Raw genomic sequence first — 16,641 nt, forward strand, 5'->3', positions numbered from 1 at the left:
TCGCGAGCAAGCTCGGCTCCCACAGAGGTGACATGACAGTTCAATTCACTCAGGGCAACCCATCCGCTAAACCTCTATATCGAGGAGCGCCGCGCCCAGCGCCTTGCCGTGGGCATCCAGTGCCAGCGAGCGGGTGACGCCGCCACGCAGGATGCCGGGCAGGACGAAGTTCAGGGCCTGAACGTTGGGCAATTCATATCGGCGCACAGGCCCGGCATTCGGGTCCAGCAGCTCGGCGAAATACGCGGCGACACGCTGCGCGGTTAACACTTGACACAAGCGTGAATAGTCTTCTGCGCGATAGGCAATCACCGAGATGTTCGAGGTGTCGCCCTTGTCGCCGGTTCGGGAATGGGCCAGTTCGCGCAGCTTTACAGGGCGGCTCATGATGCATCCTCCAGATGTACAACAACTGTCACCGCAGAACGCGGAACAAACAATGACGCGACCGCTACAACCTGACGCAAACCTTTGGTGGCCCCACCCCCGCCATACGGACCGTTGGTGTAGAGGGTTTCCACTTCGTTACCAACCCGCACCGCCTGAGCCTTGTCGGTGCAACGTGCCGCCACGCGCAGGCGCACTTCCCAAGGTTCAGCCGCCGTGCGCGAGCCCAGTTCGCCGCCGTGCAGCGAGTCCACTCCCATTAGCTCGGCGCGGATGTCGTCATAGCTGACGCCCGTCAGTTTCAGACGCTCAAGCACTACATCACGGGCCAGCCTGGCTCGCGCCAAAGCCCCCGGCCCGCCATAGGAAATCTGCCCTTCGCCAATCCAGCCGTCGAGGAAACCCACTGACACCTTCAACGTTTCAGGACGCGCACGTCCGCCAGCACCGCTGACCCTGACCCGATCCAAACCTGCGACTTCGAAAGCAACCGCAGAGAAGTCGGCGCAGACATCAGGCGTCAGGTACGCCGTGGGGTCATGCACCTCATAGATAAGCTGCTCTGTGCAGGTCGCGGTATCGATACGTCCACCCGAGCCTGCCACCTTGCTGATGACGGCCGAACCAGAGGCATCTACTTCAGCCAGGGGAAAGCCCAGACGCGCCAGATCCGGCACGTCCTTGTAGCCAGGATCAGCAAAGTACCCGCCGCTGATCTGCCCCGCGCATTCAAGCAAATGACCAATTACAGTGCCACGCCCCAGTAACGGCCAGTCATCTGCCGCCCAGCCAAACTCAAATAGCTGAGGCGCGAGGAATAGCGACGGGTCAGCAACCCGCCCCGTGATCACCACATCGGCACCGGCCTGCAACGCTTCGACAATCCCTTCGGCCCCCATGTAAGCGTTGGCAGAAATCAGCCGCTCGCCCAGAGAGCCAAGCGTTGCGCCGTTGTCCAGCAACTGATGCGGGTCGGCCTGCAACGCAGACAGCACGTCATCTCCCGTCACAGCCGCGACTTTCAGGCCATGCAAGCCGAGTTCGGCAGCAATCTGCCGCACCTCGCGTGCCGCCGCCAAGGGATTGGCCGCGCCCATATTCGTGATCACTCTTAAACGCCGTGCAGAACCGCCCCCCACGAACGGCAACACACGACGCATGCGCTCACTGAGCAGCGGGTCATAACCCGTTTCAGGATCGGCCAACCGGGCCTGTTGCGCCAAGGCGATGGTGCGCTCGGCCAGACATTCGAAGACCAGGTAATCCAGATCGCCGTGTTCGGCCAGTTCAACAGCAGGCTCGATACGGTCGCCGGAATAACCGGCTCCGGAGCCAATGCGTAAGGTTTTCATGGTGGTAGTCCTCTCAAACAAAGGGTAATTGTTTGAACTGAAATGCATTTTTCTGTAGGAGCTGCCGAAGGCTGCGAAGCATTCATCCAGACAAACCGCCATCGCAGCCTTCGGCAGCTCCTACAAGTTCAGTGTTTGCTGTTTGGCAGTCAGAACACACCCAGCAGCAGCGCCGTCAGGGTCATCAACACCGAGGCGGCAAACAGGAAAGGAATGGTGAAGCGCTGGTGATCGGCCAGTTCGATCTTGCACAGCCCCACCAGGAGAAAGGTCGCCGGAGTCAGAGGGCTGACCGGGAAGCCAGTGGTGTGTACGCCGAGCAACGAGGCTTGAGCCACTTGCAGCGGATCAACGCCCAGCGCTTTACCGACTTCGGCAATGACCGGCATGACACCGAAATAGAAAGAGTCCGGATCAAACAGCATGCTCAGCGGCATGGAGATAAAACCCACCACCATCGGAATCAACTTGCCGTGACCTGCGGGAATCTGCGCCACGGCCACTTCGGCCATGGCCTTGAGCATGCCGGTGCCTTGCATGATGCCGGTGAACACTCCGGCTGCAAGCAGGATGCTGGCCATGGTCAAGGCGGTCTTGGCATGGGCATCGATGCGAGCGCGCTGGGCATCGACGTTCGGGTAGTTGATGCACAGCGCGACGACGGTGCCGAGCATGAACATCACCACCGGATCAACCAGGCCGGAAATCATCACGCCCATGACCGCAATGGTCAGGATCAGGTTGAGCCAGAACAGACGCGGCCGACGCAGCACCTCTTCGTGGTCGGCCAGCACCCGCTTTGGCACGACGTCCACATTGGCGCCAGCGCCCAGGCCAAGGCGTTTTTCTTCACGACGACCGAGCATAAAGGCACAGAAAAACACGAAGGCCAGACCGACCAGTTGCACCGGAATCAGTGGCTGGAACAAATCCGCAACCGGTACATGCAACGCTGCCGAGGAGCGCAACACCGGGCCGGTCCACGGCAGGAAGTTGACCCCGGCGGCCATAGCCGTCACGCAGGCCAGAATGCGTTTATCCATGCCGAGCCGCGTATACAGCGGCAGCATCGCCGGGATCGTCACCAGAAAAGTCACCGCTCCCGAGCCGTCCAGATGGACCAACAGCGCCAACAATGCGGTGCCCATCACAATGCGCGTCGGACGGGTACCGACGGTGCGCAGGATGCGGTCGATGATCGGATCAAGCATGCCCGCATCAGTCATGACCCCGAAGAACAGGATCGCGAATACAAACATACCCACCACAGGGGCGACGTTCTTGATGCCGGTAATGATGAAGCCGCTGGTTTGCAGACCGAAACCACCGATCAGGGCGGCAATGATCGGTAAGGCAATCAGTGCAACGAGGGGGGAAAGGCGTTTGCTCATGACGGCAGCGAGCAGACAGAGAATGGTAATGACACCGAGAGTGGCGAGCATAGGTACTTCCTGTTCGTCATCCTGTCCGCTGGCGCGGCGGATGAGCTGTTGTTGTTTTCAACGAGTATTGAAAACACAGGTAAGCTTTGTAAATTGAAATGTTCGGCATGCTGCATTCGAAAAAACAAAACCATACGGATAAAAACAGGCACACGATCATGAAGAACTCGATTCAGCACATACGGGCCTTTCTCGCCGTGGCTCATAGCGGCAGCTTTGCCAAGGCTGCCGTGGAGTTGAGCTTGAGCCCGTCGGCCCTCACCGTGCAGATTCAGCAACTCGAAGACTGGCTTGGCGTGTCACTACTGGAACGCAGCCCGCGCCACGTAAGCCTGACAGCCGCTGGCCAAAGCAACCTGATGCCGATGGAAAAACTGCTGCTGGACCTCGACAACATCGTCAGCGGTTCTCGGGATCTGGCGGCGTTAAGGCGCGGCGTAGTGACTATCGCCGCCCTGCCCTCCATGTGCTCCAGCACCTTGCCGCCCGTACTGCGCCTGTTTCGGGATCAATTCCCCGGCGTCGAAGTACGCTTGCGCGATGTCGTCGCGCAACGCATCGACGCGCTGGTACGTGAGGGCGAGGTGGATTTCGGTCTGGGGGTACGCGCACGCATGGCGCACGGTCTGGAGTTCGAAGTGGTGCTGACCGACCGCCTGTGCCTGTTCGTGCCCGCCGGTCATCCGCTGTCCATGAAGACATCGATCAAACTGGGTGAGCTTGCCGATCAGCCGATTATTTTGACCGGCCGGGACAGCAGCGTGCGTGAGCGGGTCGAGCAGTTATTTGCAGATGAACAACTGACGCTGATACCGGGACTGGAAGCCAATTACATGTCCACAGTGCTGGCACTGGTTCGCCAGGGCCTGGGTATGACGCTGCTGCCGGAGTCGGCTGACGAGGGCCGGGATGATATGGTTTGCGTACCGGTGGACCATCCCGGCGTCAGCCGTGACATCGGTTTGATCACACGAAGCGGTCAGAGTCTGAGCCCGGCGGCGCGGCAGTTTATTGAGCTTTTGGGAAATACCTTGCGACAGAACGTTTATTGAGGACGCGGCGTCCAAACGAATATTTTCCGCGCTCTGAATGGAATCCAAGGAATATCTTGATGCGTCTGATGACTCAATCGTTGCTGTTCGCGTGCAGCCTTTCGTTCACTTGTCTGGCAAGCGCTGCTCAGGCAAAACCAGATACTGAGGCGGCAAACTTTGATGACTCCGTGCGTAAAGCAGCCGCGCAAGTCATGCAGCAATACAACATTCCCGGCATGAGCATCGCCGTCACGTCCAATGGGCAACAGCGTTTCTACAATTATGGCGTCGCGTCCAAAGACACCGGCCAGGCAGTGAGCAGCGACACGTTGTTCGAGCTCGGTTCTATCAGCAAGACCTTCACTGCAACCCTGGCCAGTTACGCACAGGCGACCGGCACGCTGTCGCTCCAGGATCATCCGGGCAAATCCCTGCCGCAACTTAAAGGCAGCGCCTTTGATCAGGTCACCCTGATCAACCTCGCCACGCACACGGCGGGCGGTTTTCCTTTGCAGGTGCCGGATGACGTTCAGAACACCGAACAACTGATGAGTTACCTGAAAGCCTGGAAACCGGAGTACCCGGCGGGCAGCAAACGCACCTACGCCAACCCGAGCATCGGCATGCTGGGGATGATCACCGCCAAGGCGATGAACACTCCGTTCGAACAAGCAATGGAGCAGCAACTGTTTCCAAAGCTCGGACTGACCAACAGTTATCTGAATGTGCCTGCCGACAAGATGAGTGTGTACGCACAGGGCTACAACAAACAGGACGCGCCGGTCCGCTTGCAAAGCGGCGTGCTGGGCAATGAGGCCTACGGGATGAAATCCAGCAGCAAGGATTTACTGCATTTCGTTGAGCTGAACATCAACCCTGGCAAGGCAGACAGTGCTTTAGCCAAGGCAATTGCTGATACGCATGTGGGTTATTTCAAAGTGGGGGAAATGACCCAGGACCTGATCTGGGAGCAATACCCTTATCCGGTCACTGTCGAGACGCTGCAGGAGGGAAACTCGTACAAAATGGCTTTCGAAACCCAGCCTGCCAGCCCGATCATTCCACCGCTCGAACCGCAGCAAAATGTCTGGATCAACAAGACCGGATCTACCACTGGCTATGGCGGCTATGTGGCATTTGTTCCGGAGAAGAAGATCGGCATCGTGATTCTGGCCAACAAAAACTACCCGAATGAAGCGCGGGTGAAGTTGGCGCACGAGATTTTACAAATCCTGAATTGATGAACATTTTCTGTAGGAGCTGCCGAAGGCTGCGAAGAGATTTACCTGGCACACCGCATCGCAGCCTTCGGCAGCTCCTACAGATTCTCCCCGCCTGAACCCCACCTGAACAAACAGCTCAAATACGAACCAGCACAAAAAAACAACTATCCGCATTCAATAATGAGTATCATTATGTTACGCATTGTTTCAGGCGGAGCGCTCTTTTGCCGCCTTTGAGACAGACCAGCCTAACGCATTAACCCTGGTGAAACATGCTCGTTCCTTTTTTGATCATGCTGCGCGAAGGGATTGAAGCCGCGCTTATCGTTGGCATCATCGCCAGTTACCTGAAGCAGACCGGCCGTGGCGAGTGGATGCCCGCCGTGTGGATCGGTGTCTTCCTGGCCGTGGCTCTGGCGCTGTTTGTCGGGGGTGGCCTGGAATTGGTCAGTGCCGAATTCCCGCAAAAACAACAGGAATTGTTCGAAGGCATCGTCGGTCTTTTAGCCGTCGCGATCCTCAGTTCCATGGTGTTCTGGATGCGCAAAGTAGCGCGCTCCATCAAGCATGCCTTGCACGAATCTCTCGATGCCGCTCTGGCTGGCTCGAAAAATCAGACCTACGCATTGATTGCCATGGTGTTCTTCGCCGTTGCCCGCGAAGGGCTGGAAACCGTGTTCTTCCTGCTGGCGGTTTTTCAGCAAAGTGAAGGTGCAGGCGCGCCACTGGGTGCCCTGCTCGGCCTGATCCTCGCGGTTGCCGTGGGCTTCGCCATCTACAGCGGGAGCATGCGTTTGAACCTGAGCCTGTTCTTCCGCTGGACCGGGCTGTTCATCCTTGTGGTGGCGGCAGGTATTTTGGCCAACTCGGTACAGGCACTGCATGAAGCCGGTGTCTGGAACCACCTGCAAACCGTGGTCTTCGACATCAGCGCCACGTTGCCGATGGATGGCCCAACTGGCTCGGTACTGGCGGGCATGTTCGGTTATCAGGATGCGCCGACCGTCAGCACCCTGAGTGCTTACCTGATTTATCTGGTCTTCGCGCTGGCGCTGTTTTTCATGCCCCATGCTCGGGTGGTGAGTTTGCCCACCCGACCTGCGCATTCGCACCCCTCTTCCGCTACAAACGAATAAGGCAACCCATGTCGAATCGTCCTACAGGGCTTTCAGATAAAGCCAAGCCACCTCGCGCCTTGAAATTAGCTGTCGCAGGCTCCGTGGTGCTCATGATTGCTGCGGGCGGGCTGTTTTATTACGCATCGCAGGCTGCGATGAAAAAGCGCGCCGCCAATGACAATGCAGAAACCGTGGTCACCATTCATGCCCATGCCTGCGAGCCGAATGCGCTCACCGTACCGGCTGGCAAGAACGCCTTCCGTATCGTCAACCGCTCCGAGCGGGCCGTTGAATGGGAAATCCTCGATGGCGTTCTGGTGATTGAAGAGCGGGAAAACATTGCGCCAGGCTTGAGCCAGGTCATCAACGCCAACCTGCAACCCGGCGACTACGCGATTACTTGCGGCCTGTTGAGCAACCCGCGTGGCACGCTGCACGTAACCCCCACCGCCGAGTCGGAAGCCAATGCCAAGGCGCGCCCATCGTTGGTGGCCTTTATCGGCCCGTTGTCGGAGTACCGCGTCTACCTGAGCATGCAGGGTTCTGCGCTGATCAAGGCCGTGAACACCTTGCAGGAGGCCATTGCAGCGGGCGACTTGAGCGCAGCCCAGGCCGGCTATCTTCCAGCGCGTGCCGCTTATCAGCGAATTGCCCCGGCAGCGCAACGTCTGGCTGAACTGGACAACGCAATCAACGCCCGCGCCGACTATTACGAAAAGCGTGAGCAGGACTCCGGTTTCAGCGGCTTCCATCGTATCGAGTACGGCCTGTTCGACAAGCACAGCGTTGATGGACTGCTGCCCGTCGCGCAGCGTTTGCAAGCCGATGTCACCACACTGAAGCAGCAGTTGCTGGCGCAGAGCATGGCCCCGGAACAACTCGCCAGCGTGATTGCCCGCAACATGCGCAGCCTCGCCGAAATCCGCAGTAACGGCGAAGAAGAACGCTACAGCCACAGCGACCTGAACGGCTTCGTCGCCAACCTTGAAGGCACCCGCAAAGTCATCGACCTGCTGCGCCCGATGCTGGCCAAAAGTGCCAAGCCTCTTCTGGAGCAGATCGATGCAGCCGCCGCGGCACTGGACACTGAGTTGAACAGCCTGAGCACCGACAGCGGCATGCGCCCTTACGATCAGGTGGACGCCGTGCAACGCAAGTTGATTGCCGACAAAGCCAAGGCACTGGCGGATGCGCTGGACGGGATAGATGAGGCGCTGGGGCTTTCGGGGCTTTGATTTTATGTGGGAGCAGAGCTTGCTCGCGATAAGACTGGACGCAGTTCACTTTAGATCGCGTGACCTTTATCGCGAGCAAGCTCAGCTCCCACAAAGAACTCGCGACCGATCTCTCCGTTACCAAACAACTGATTTTTGAGCGAAGTAAACAGCCATGAACGACTCAGACAACAGCAACGCTCCGCAATCCGTACAACGCCGTCGAGTGCTGCTCGGCCTCGGTGCTGCGGGGGCGGCATTGGCGGGCAGCAGCCTGAGCGGCAACGTATTGGCCGCGGCTCCGGCCCAGGTCACCGAAGCACCGAACAGCGAGAAAACCGCTGACCACAATGAATTCCATGGCATCCACCAGACCGGGATCGTCAACCCGCGTCCAGCCTCCGGCATGCTGGTGGCCTTTGATGTGCTGGCCGCTGACCGCGAAGACCTGGAACGTCTGTTTCGCACGCTGAACGAGCGCATCACATTCTTGATGACCGGCGGAACGGTACCGCAGGTCGATCCGAAGTTGCCACCGGTAGATTCCGGCATCCTCGGCCCGGTGGTCAGCCCGGATAACCTGACCATCACCGTGTCGGTGGGCGACTCGCTATTCGACGAGCGCTTTGGTCTGGAAAGCGTCAAGCCCAAGCGTCTGAGCCGTATGGTGGGTTTCCCCAACGACGCGCTTGAGGCAGACAGCTGCCACGGTGACTTGAGCATCCAGTTCTGCGCCAACAGCGCCGACAGCAACATCCACGCCCTGCGCGACATCGTGAAAAACCTGCCAGACCTGCTGCTGGTGCGCTGGAAACAGGAAGGCACGGTGCCGCCGCAAGCGCCGAAGAAACCCGGGCAGCCACCGGAAAGCGCCCGTAACTTTCTGGGTTTCCGCGACGGTTCGGCCAACCCGGACTCCAACAATCAGAAAACCATGAACGAACTGGTCTGGGTGCAACCGGGCAGCGACGAACCGGCCTGGGCCGCGAACGGCAGCTACCAGGCGGTGCGGATCATCCGCAATTTCGTCGAACGCTGGGACCGCACCCCGCTGCAGGAGCAGGAAGCGATTTTCGGCCGGGTCAAAACCACCGGCGCGCCCATGGACGGCAAGGTTGAAACCGACGTACCGGACTATGTTGCCGACCCTCACGGCAAGAAAACCAAACTGGATTCGCACATCCGTCTGGCCAACCCGCGAACCGCTGAAAGCCAGCGCAACCTGATCCTGCGTCGGCCGTTCAACTACTCCAACGGCGTCAACAAGAACGGTCAGCTCGACATGGGCCTGCTGTTCATCTGCTACCAGTCCGATCTCGAAAAAGGCTTCATCACCGTGCAGACCCGCCTCAATGGCGAGCCTCTGGAGGAGTACCTCAAGCCGGTTGGCGGCGGGTACTTCTTCACCCTGCCCGGTGTGATCAATGACCAGGACTTCATCGGTCGTTCACTGCTTCAGGCTTCGGCCAGGTCCGAGACCAAAACCGCGTAATCGCTCCCCCTTAAAAGCCACCTCAACAGGAAGAGTCCCATGAAGAAGTTGCCTTTTGCTTTGCTGCTCACCGCAGGTCTGCTGCAGACCCCGGTCTTCGCCGCCACCGCGCCGCTGGACCTGGTAGGGCCGGTTTCGGATTACAAGATCTACGTCACCGAACAGATCGGCGAACTGGTCAGCCACACTCAGAAGTTCACCGATGCAGTGAAGAAAGGCGACCTGGCTACAGCCAAAAAGCTGTATGCGCCCACCCGCGTGTTTTACGAAGAAATCGAGCCAATGGCTGAACTGTTCAGCGACCTTGATGCATCCATCGACTCGCGTGTCGATGACCACGAAGCAGGCGTGAATGCCGAGGACTTCACCGGCTTCCACCGCCTGGAATATGCACTGTTTTCGCAGAACACCACCAAGGATCAGGGTCCGATCGCTGACAAGCTGATGGCCGACGTGAAAGACCTGGAAACCCGCGTTGCCGGTCTGACCTTCCCGCCTGAAAAGGTCGTGGGCGGTGCGGCTGCGCTTCTGGAAGAAGTCGCTGCGACCAAGATTTCCGGTGAAGAAGACCGTTACAGCCACACTGACCTGTATGACTTCCAGGGCAACATCGACGGCGCGAAGAAAATCGTCGACCTGTTCCGTCCGCAAATCGAGAAGTCCGACAAAGTGTTCGCCGCCAAGGTCGACAAGAACTTCGCTACCGTGGACAAGATCCTGGCCAAGTACAAGACCAAAGATGGCGGTTTCGAAACGTACGACAAAGTGAAAGAGAACGACCGCAAAGCGCTGGTTGGCCCGGTTAACACCCTGGCTGAAGACCTGTCGACCCTGCGTGGCAAGCTGGGCTTGAATTGATTTAACCCGATCCTGTGGGATTGGGGGGGAATTGATCTAACCCGATCCTGTGGGAGCTGGGCTTGCCCGCGATACATGAGACGCGGTTTGAAGACACACCGCGTTATCGTTTATCGCGGGCAAGCCCAGCTCCCACAGGGGTGTTGCATTCCCCTGTGAGATTTCTGCCAAGCCTTATTCACGCCTTCTTGTCGTGATTGATGATCAGCTTGTAAAACGTTGCAGCCCCGCCTTCGGTGGCATATCCAGTGTTGTCCTGGGTATACACACCCGCCTTGAAGTACAGCAGCTTGTCTTTCCAGCCTGCATCCAGCTTGGCACTCCATACATAATCAGCGGCATTGACTGACAGATTGCCTGCCGGAGTCAGATGGATGCTGTAGCTGAAGCGTTCGTTCAAAGGCACGCCTGAGGCAATGTTGATCACTTCGATTTCAGAGTCCGGACCACGACGAAACTTGGCAACGATATTGCCGGTCTGCAGTTTTTCCTTGAACTGGTACTCCACCTTGAGCAACGGCTCGGTGCTCTGGAAAGCGTGAATCTGGCCTATAACGATTTTGCCGGTAGAAGGCACTTGATTGACCGTGAGTGCAGCACGCAGGAAGTTGTCCGCCTGGGAATAGGTCCAGTTGTAAACCTTGCCGTCCGCTGTCGTCTCTCGCAGTTCCGTCCTTGGAAATTTAGCGTTCTCGGTTTTGGACCCCGTCACTGGTGCCCAGAAGAACAAAGTATTGCCCGAACGAAAATAACCATCCTGATAACCTTGAACCAGCTTGGGGGTATCGATAATGACGGATGGAGTGCCTACAGGAATGGAAAGGTTCCAGGTGGCGAGGTCGATCATTGCATGCTCACAAGGTGCGACAAGCGCACCGACAAAGGTCTCTAAACCGGGCGCTTTGGCTACCCGATGGCTTCGTCTGGCATATCGGCTGAATCGATTTTTTTCTGAACGGTGCACGGCACTGGATTGGCGTCAATAAAACAACACCAATCCCCTAAAGCCACTATTTCGGCATCATTCCTTGTTTATCTATCCGGACCCTCGGCTGACCTGGAGAGGCCATCAAATCTACAAACCTTAAAATGTGAACCACGTCAGTTTTTTGGACGAGCGTCCCTCAAACGAGCTTTAAAAGGCAAAAAAACCTCCCTGATCGCCGACGAACGGTATGAAAATAATTACTTCTACGGGCACTTTTCTTGAATACCCGTGTCGTTATGGTCCTCTTTACCCTTCCTCCGGCTCTTGAAAGCCCTCCTGCCACTCGGTAATTCAGGCTTGACTGTAAGACTTTGTTACAGGATTATAGTTAGCAAGCTAATTATGTTGTCACGAACAATGTCCTCGCTAACTAATTTTCCCCGGTTCTGTTATGTCCCTTGATTCCCTGCAGATGAGCATCAGCAGCGGCATGGTCGCTTCATCCCGCCAATGGCGCCGTATCTGCCACAACACCTTGGTGCGTTACGGCGTTTCCGAAGCCTGCGCTGCTCCACTGTTGATGATTCTGCGTCTGGGTGATGGCGTGAATCAGGTCACCGTTGCACACGCCGCTGGCATGGAAAGCCCTACCCTCGTCCGTTTGCTGGACCAGCTCTGCAACGCCGACATCGTTTGCCGCACCGAAGACCCGTCGGATCGTCGGGCGAAATCCCTGAGCCTCACCGAAAATGGTCGCGTCGTGGCGCTGGCCATCGAGGACGAATTGCTGCGCTTGCGTCGCGAGGTGCTCAAAAGCGTGGCCAAGGAAGACCTCGAAGCGACCCTGCGGGTCTTCAAGGCGTTCAGCGACGCCGCCAATCAAGACAGCACGGGGTCTCTTTGAAAGATTTCTTCGCCGGCGTGCCCCCCGCACGCGACTGGTTTTACGGTGTACGCACCTTCGGCGCGTCCATGCTGGCGTTGTACATCGCCCTGCTCATGGAAATGCCGCGGCCGTACTGGGCCATGGCAACGGTCTATATCGTTTCCAGCCCATTCGTAGGCCCGACCAGCTCCAAAGCGCTGTACCGTGCGCTGGGTACTTTGACGGGCGCTGCGGCTTCGGTATTTATCGTGCCGATGTTCGTGCAGACACCGTTTCTGCTGGCCGTCGTGATTGCTCTGTGGACAGGTACGTTGCTGTTTCTGTCGTTGCATCTGCGCACCGCCAATAGCTATGCGCTGATGCTGGCGGGTTACACCATGCCGCTGATTTCCTTCCCGGTGGTGGACAACCCGCAAGCGGTGTTCGAGATCGCCGTGTCCCGTACTGAAGAAATCTTCCTCGGCATCATCTGCGCGGCTGTTGTCGGCAGCATGTTCTGGCCACGTCGGCTGGCGCCGGTCATGCAAGGCGCGGCGGATCAATGGTTTACCGATGCCTCGGCCTACAGCGATCGCTTCCTGGCGCGCAACACGAGTGCTGAAGAAGTCGGCGCGCTGCGAAGCTCGATGGTCGGCACCTTTAACACCCTTGAGCTGATGATCGGCCAACTTCCTCATGAAGGCGCAAGCAAACAAACGGTGCGCAACGCCAAAGAGCTGCGCGGCCGTATGATCCACCTATTGCCGGTGATCGATGCACTGGACGATGCCTTATGGGCCCTGGAGCGACGCACGCCGGAACTGGTCGCCAACCTCGCGCCGCTACTGATCGAGACCCGCGCCTGGCTGGAAAATACCGCCAGCGGCTTACAGACAAGACAATGGGAAGCCTTGCATCAGGAGCTTGAGCGCTTGCAACCGACTGAAGCGCAGCTCGACGACCGCCGCCAGTTGCTGCTGTCCAACGCTCTGTATCGGCTGGGTGAGTTCATTGACTTGTGGCAGGACTGCCGCACCTTGCAACACGCGATCAAGACTGACGATCAGACGCCATGGCGCGCCGTCTACCGGCATTGGCGGCTGGCGCGCATCACGCCGTTTCTGGATCGCGGGCTGATGCTCTATTCGGTGATGACCTCGGTATTGGCGATCATCGTGGCTTCCGTGCTGTGGATTCTGCTCGGCTGGACAGACGGTGCAGCCGCCGTGGCACTGGCCGCCGTGTCCTGCAGCTTCTTCGCAGCGATGGACGATCCGGCTCCACAGATTTACCGGTTCTTCTTCTGGACCATGCTGTCCGTGCTCTTCGCCAGTCTTTACCTGTTTGTGGTCCTGCCCAACCTGCATGATTTTCCGATGCTGGTGCTCGCCTTCGCAGTGCCGTTTATCTGCGTCGGCACCCTGACCGTTCAGCCGCGTTTTTATCTCGGCACCTTGCTGACCATCGTCAACACGTCGTCCTTTGTCAGCATCCAGAGCGCCTATGACGCGGACTTTCTGAACTTCATCAACTCGAATCTGGCGGGTCCTGTAGGTCTGCTGTTTGCCTTTATATGGACCCTGATCATGCGTCCGTTTGGCGTGGAGCTGGCGGTCAAACGCCTGACCCGCTTCAGTTGGCGCGACATTGTGACCCTGAGCGAACCAGCCACGCTGGCGGAACACCGTGCCATGGGCGCGCAGATGCTTGATCGTCTGATGCAGCAACTGCCGCGTCTGACTATCACAGCTCAGGACACCGGTATTGCCCTGCGTGATCTGCGTGTGGCGCTGAATCTACTCGACATGCTGGCCTGGTTACCCAGGGCGCATGCGGCACAACAGTTAGTCTTGCGTCAGGTCGTGGAAGAAGTCGGCAGCCACTTCAAGGCCTGCCTGAAAGCGAACGAACGTCTGCCCGCGCCCAAAGGCATGTTGATGACCATGGACCGCGCCCGCCGTGCGCTGAGTGTTGAGTCACTGGGGCTGGATCCGGCCCGCCAGCATTTGTTGCACGCCCTGAGCGGCTTACGCCTGGCGTTGTTGCCCGGTGTGGAAATCGTCAACGCGGCGACCGAAACCGAAGAACTTGCGCCCCACGGCCTTGACGGAGCGTCCCTATGATTGGCGATCTGGACATCAGCGGGGTCTTCGTACCCACGTTTCTCGCGCTGATGGGTATTACCTATTTACTGTTTCTCGGGGTCCACGCGGTGTTATCGCGTACCCATTTCTACCGTCTGGTCTGGCACCGGGCATTGTTCAACGTAGGTCTATACGCTTTGTTGCTCGGCGCCGTGGATACTCTCAGTCGATACCTGATGAAATGAAAAAACCTCTGCTTACTTTGGGCCGCGTGGTCCTGACTCTGCTGGTCGTGACCTTCGCTGCCATCGTTGTGTGGCGCATGGTCATGTATTACATGTACGCGCCCTGGACCCGCGACGGCCACATCCGCGCCGACATCGTCCAGATCGCGCCGGACGTGTCCGGGCTGATCGAGAAAGTCGAAGTCGGGGATAACCAGTTGGTCAGCAAAGGCCAGGTGCTGTTCACCATCGACCAGGACCGCTTCCGCCTCGCCTTGCGCCAGGCCAAGGCAACGGTTGCCGAGCGTCAGGAAACCTGGGAACAGGCCCGCCGCGAGAACAAGCGTAACCGCGGCCTCGGTAATCTGGTGGCCCGTGAGCAACTGGAAGAAAGCCAGTCCCGGGAAGCTCGCGCGCTGTCGGCGTTACAGGAATCACAAGTCGCGGTGGATGCCGCGCAACTGAACCTGGATCGCTCTGTGATTCGCAGCCCCGTGGACGGCTACCTCAACGACCGGGCACCGCGCTCCCACGAGTTCGTCACCGCTGGCCGACCTGTCCTGTCAGTGGTGGATAACGCGTCCTTCCACATTGATGGCTACTTCGAAGAAACCAAGCTCGACGGCATTCATATTGGCCAGAGCGTGGACATCCGGGTAGTCGGCGATAACGCCCGTCTGCGGGGTCACGTGGTCAGCATCGTCGCCGGTATCGAAGACCGTGACCGCACCAGCGGCTCCAACCTGCTGCCCAACGTCAACCCGGCGTTCAGTTGGGTACGCCTGGCCCAGCGCATTCCAGTGCGCATCGCCTTCGACGAAGTGCCGGACAACTTCCGCATGATCGCCGGGCGGACGGCCACGGTGTCGATCATCGAAGACAGTCAGGCGACTCACACAGAGGAGCCTGGCAAATGACACACCTTACGCGCCTGACGGCAACGGTCGGGCTTGGCTTGCTGCTGTCGGCGTGTCAGATGGTTGGCCCCGACTACAAACTGCCCAAAGACGCCGCGATCAATCGTCCGGACCTGCAAGGCGAACTGGCCGGGGAATCGGTCAACACGATTTCTGCGCCCGTGCCTGCTGACTGGTGGCGCCTGTACCAGGACCCGCGCCTGGATCAGTTGGTGCAGCAGGCGATGGCCTCCAATACCGACCTGCGCATCGCTGCCGCGAACCTGCAACGTGCTCGTTATCAGACCTCCGAAGCCGAGGCTGCGGGCGGTTTTACCACCAGCGCCAAAGCCGGTGCTCAGCGCCTTCAAGAGTCCGGCGAAGCGTTTTTGCTGTCCGAGAAAGTCCCGGTGGGTAACGTCGGCGATGTGGGCATCACTACGTCGTACCAGTTCGATTTGTTCGGCACGCTGCAACGAGGCATCGAAGCGGCCAGCGCCAATGTCGACGCTGCGCAGGCAGCGGCCGATACCGCGCGCATAACATTGGTAGCTGATGTGGTTCGCGCCTACACCCAAGTCTGCGCCGCCAACGAAGAACATGACATCGCCATGGAGTCGCTGAACCTTCAACAGCAGAGCGTCAGCCTGACCCAGCGTTTGCGCGATGCCGGTCGTGGCGATGAGACTCAAGTGACACGCTCGCAAACCCAGTTCAAATCCTTGAGCGCTGAACTGCCGCGTTACGAGGCCTTGCGTCAGACCGGGCTGTATCGCTTGTCGATGCTGCTGGCCAAACCGCTGGATCAATTACCGGCGGGTGTCAGCACCTGTAATGAGTTGCCGCATATCGCGCAGGTCATGCCGGTGGGTGATGGCGCAGCACTGCTCAAGCGTCGTCCGGATGTGCGTCAGGCAGAACGGCGTCTGGCGGCATCGACCGCTGAAATCGGTGTGGCGACGGGTGAGTTGTACCCGGACATCAGCATTGGTGCGACGGTCGGCACCGTGGGCCTGTTGGAAAACCTGGGCAAGCCGGTCGCCAATCGATGGGGCTTTGGTCCGTTGATTAACTGGACTGTACCGTCGAACGGCGCTCGCGCCCGTATTCATGAGGCTGAGGCGTCAAGCCAGGCGGCATTGGCGCGCTTTGATGGTGTGGTGCTGAATGCTATCCGGGAAACCCAGACGGGTCTGGCGCAATATACGGCCCTGTTACAACGCCGCGATGCGCTGACTGATGCCGCGCAATCTGCGGAGCAGGCAGCGGATCAGACGCATCGTTTCTTCAAGGCCGGGCGTGCTTCGTTTCTCGCTGATTTGCAGGCTACCCGGACTTATACCGACGTGCGTGCGCAGTTGGCGACGGCGAATACGCAGGTGGCGATGGGGCAGATTGATCTGTTTCTGGCGTTGGGTGGGGGTTGGGAGAGTAGCGGCTCGGCGCCTAGGCCCTGAGTCTTTCGTACACCTGTCGCTGTGTGTATGTATGTATGTATGTGTGTGTGTACATATCCGTTGGTGC

The 16,641-nt window shown here is 58.5% G+C and carries 15 protein-coding genes; 11 read left to right on the plus strand and 4 right to left on the minus strand.

Going from position 1 to position 16,641, the window contains the following annotated elements; genetic code table 11:
* Nucleotides 1-66: 66 nt before the first annotated feature.
* From AUC61_RS23580 to AUC61_RS23590, 3 genes are all read right to left on the minus strand, one after another.
* Nucleotides 67-387: an AtuA-related protein gene (locus AUC61_RS23580; protein WP_243248580.1), complete on the minus strand. Its 321-nt coding sequence runs from the start codon at nucleotides 385-387 to the stop codon at nucleotides 67-69.
* On the minus strand, nucleotides 384-1,739 hold the full coding sequence (locus AUC61_RS23585) for an acyclic terpene utilization AtuA family protein (protein WP_243248581.1): 1,356 nt from the start codon (nucleotides 1,737-1,739) through the stop codon (nucleotides 384-386). The genes AUC61_RS23580 and AUC61_RS23585 overlap by 4 nt, the downstream gene beginning before the upstream one ends.
* A gap of 149 nt (nucleotides 1,740-1,888) precedes the next feature.
* Nucleotides 1,889-3,181: a CitMHS family transporter gene (locus tag AUC61_RS23590; protein WP_243248582.1), complete on the minus strand. Its 1,293-nt coding sequence runs from the start codon at nucleotides 3,179-3,181 to the stop codon at nucleotides 1,889-1,891.
* Between the two features lie 158 nt (nucleotides 3,182-3,339).
* On the opposite strand from AUC61_RS23590, the gene AUC61_RS23595 reads away from it, so the two are divergent.
* The 6 genes from AUC61_RS23595 (at nucleotide 3,340) to efeO (AUC61_RS23620) (ending at nucleotide 10,120) form a co-directional block, all read left to right on the plus strand.
* Nucleotides 3,340-4,233, plus strand: coding sequence for a LysR family transcriptional regulator (locus AUC61_RS23595; RefSeq protein ID WP_243248583.1), 894 nt, complete (start codon nucleotides 3,340-3,342; stop codon nucleotides 4,231-4,233).
* A gap of 59 nt (nucleotides 4,234-4,292) precedes the next feature.
* Entirely contained in the window at nucleotides 4,293-5,456 is a 1,164-nt protein-coding gene (ampC, locus tag AUC61_RS23600; protein ID WP_243248584.1) for a class C beta-lactamase, read from the plus strand.
* Nucleotides 5,457-5,710: 254 nt separating this feature from the next.
* A complete protein-coding gene (gene efeU, locus AUC61_RS23605; RefSeq protein ID WP_122663803.1) occupies nucleotides 5,711-6,574 on the plus strand; it encodes an iron uptake transporter permease EfeU in 864 nt (287 codons plus the stop codon).
* A gap of 8 nt (nucleotides 6,575-6,582) precedes the next feature.
* Nucleotides 6,583-7,791 (plus strand): iron uptake system protein EfeO, encoded by a 1,209-nt coding sequence (gene efeO / locus AUC61_RS23610; protein ID WP_243248585.1) that lies wholly within the window; start codon nucleotides 6,583-6,585, stop codon nucleotides 7,789-7,791.
* Between the two features lie 154 nt (nucleotides 7,792-7,945).
* Nucleotides 7,946-9,262, plus strand: coding sequence for an iron uptake transporter deferrochelatase/peroxidase subunit (gene efeB / locus AUC61_RS23615; protein WP_243248586.1), 1,317 nt, complete (start codon nucleotides 7,946-7,948; stop codon nucleotides 9,260-9,262).
* A 39-nt stretch (nucleotides 9,263-9,301) separates the two neighbouring features.
* A complete protein-coding gene (efeO, locus tag AUC61_RS23620; RefSeq protein WP_122663806.1) occupies nucleotides 9,302-10,120 on the plus strand; it encodes an iron uptake system protein EfeO in 819 nt (272 codons plus the stop codon).
* A gap of 178 nt (nucleotides 10,121-10,298) precedes the next feature.
* On the opposite strand, the gene AUC61_RS23625 is transcribed toward efeO (AUC61_RS23620), so the two are convergent.
* Nucleotides 10,299-10,967 (minus strand): polysaccharide lyase family 7 protein, encoded by a 669-nt coding sequence (locus tag AUC61_RS23625; RefSeq protein WP_243248587.1) that lies wholly within the window; start codon nucleotides 10,965-10,967, stop codon nucleotides 10,299-10,301.
* Nucleotides 10,968-11,499: 532 nt separating this feature from the next.
* Between AUC61_RS23625 and AUC61_RS23630 the strand changes: the two genes are divergently transcribed.
* The 5 genes from AUC61_RS23630 to AUC61_RS23650 are packed head-to-tail and all read left to right on the plus strand — an operon-like array spanning nucleotide 11,500 to nucleotide 16,574.
* Nucleotides 11,500-11,952 (plus strand): MarR family winged helix-turn-helix transcriptional regulator, encoded by a 453-nt coding sequence (locus tag AUC61_RS23630; protein WP_243248588.1) that lies wholly within the window; start codon nucleotides 11,500-11,502, stop codon nucleotides 11,950-11,952.
* Nucleotides 11,949-14,036 (plus strand): FUSC family protein, encoded by a 2,088-nt coding sequence (locus AUC61_RS23635; RefSeq protein ID WP_243248589.1) that lies wholly within the window; start codon nucleotides 11,949-11,951, stop codon nucleotides 14,034-14,036. Before AUC61_RS23630 ends, AUC61_RS23635 begins: the two co-directional genes overlap by 4 nt.
* The gene (locus AUC61_RS23640) at nucleotides 14,033-14,242 is read left to right on the plus strand and encodes a DUF1656 domain-containing protein (protein WP_027902485.1); all 210 of its coding nucleotides are present in this window, start codon (nucleotides 14,033-14,035) and stop codon (nucleotides 14,240-14,242) included. The genes AUC61_RS23635 and AUC61_RS23640 overlap by 4 nt, the downstream gene beginning before the upstream one ends.
* On the plus strand, nucleotides 14,239-15,138 hold the full coding sequence (locus AUC61_RS23645) for an efflux RND transporter periplasmic adaptor subunit (protein WP_243248590.1): 900 nt from the start codon (nucleotides 14,239-14,241) through the stop codon (nucleotides 15,136-15,138). Before AUC61_RS23640 ends, AUC61_RS23645 begins: the two co-directional genes overlap by 4 nt.
* Nucleotides 15,135-16,574: an efflux transporter outer membrane subunit gene (locus tag AUC61_RS23650; RefSeq protein WP_243248591.1), complete on the plus strand. Its 1,440-nt coding sequence runs from the start codon at nucleotides 15,135-15,137 to the stop codon at nucleotides 16,572-16,574. The genes AUC61_RS23645 and AUC61_RS23650 overlap by 4 nt, the downstream gene beginning before the upstream one ends.
* The last annotated feature ends 67 nt before the right edge of the window (nucleotides 16,575-16,641 follow it).

It is taken from the genome of Pseudomonas maioricensis (genome assembly GCF_022790535.1).
Taxonomy (GTDB): domain Bacteria; phylum Pseudomonadota; class Gammaproteobacteria; order Pseudomonadales; family Pseudomonadaceae; genus Aquipseudomonas; species Aquipseudomonas maioricensis.

Excerpts from the sequence above, each read along its gene's own strand:
- AUC61_RS23580 (WP_243248580.1), bottom strand. The coding sequence starts at position 387 with ATGAGCCGCCCTGTAAAGCTGCGCGAACTGGCCCATTCCCGAACCGGC.
- AUC61_RS23585 (WP_243248581.1), bottom strand. The coding sequence starts at position 1,739 with ATGAAAACCTTACGCATTGGCTCCGGAGCCGGTTATTCCGGCGACCGT.
- AUC61_RS23590 (WP_243248582.1), bottom strand. The coding sequence starts at position 3,181 with ATGCTCGCCACTCTCGGTGTCATTACCATTCTCTGTCTGCTCGCTGCC.
- AUC61_RS23595 (WP_243248583.1), top strand. The coding sequence starts at position 3,340 with ATGAAGAACTCGATTCAGCACATACGGGCCTTTCTCGCCGTGGCTCAT.
- ampC (WP_243248584.1), top strand. The coding sequence starts at position 4,293 with ATGCGTCTGATGACTCAATCGTTGCTGTTCGCGTGCAGCCTTTCGTTC.
- efeU (WP_122663803.1), top strand. The coding sequence starts at position 5,711 with ATGCTCGTTCCTTTTTTGATCATGCTGCGCGAAGGGATTGAAGCCGCG.
- efeO (WP_243248585.1), top strand. The coding sequence starts at position 6,583 with ATGTCGAATCGTCCTACAGGGCTTTCAGATAAAGCCAAGCCACCTCGC.
- efeB (WP_243248586.1), top strand. The coding sequence starts at position 7,946 with ATGAACGACTCAGACAACAGCAACGCTCCGCAATCCGTACAACGCCGT.
- efeO (WP_122663806.1), top strand. The coding sequence starts at position 9,302 with ATGAAGAAGTTGCCTTTTGCTTTGCTGCTCACCGCAGGTCTGCTGCAG.
- AUC61_RS23625 (WP_243248587.1), bottom strand. The coding sequence starts at position 10,967 with ATGATCGACCTCGCCACCTGGAACCTTTCCATTCCTGTAGGCACTCCA.
- AUC61_RS23630 (WP_243248588.1), top strand. The coding sequence starts at position 11,500 with ATGTCCCTTGATTCCCTGCAGATGAGCATCAGCAGCGGCATGGTCGCT.
- AUC61_RS23640 (WP_027902485.1), top strand. The coding sequence starts at position 14,033 with ATGATTGGCGATCTGGACATCAGCGGGGTCTTCGTACCCACGTTTCTC.
- AUC61_RS23645 (WP_243248590.1), top strand. The coding sequence starts at position 14,239 with ATGAAAAAACCTCTGCTTACTTTGGGCCGCGTGGTCCTGACTCTGCTG.
- AUC61_RS23650 (WP_243248591.1), top strand. The coding sequence starts at position 15,135 with ATGACACACCTTACGCGCCTGACGGCAACGGTCGGGCTTGGCTTGCTG.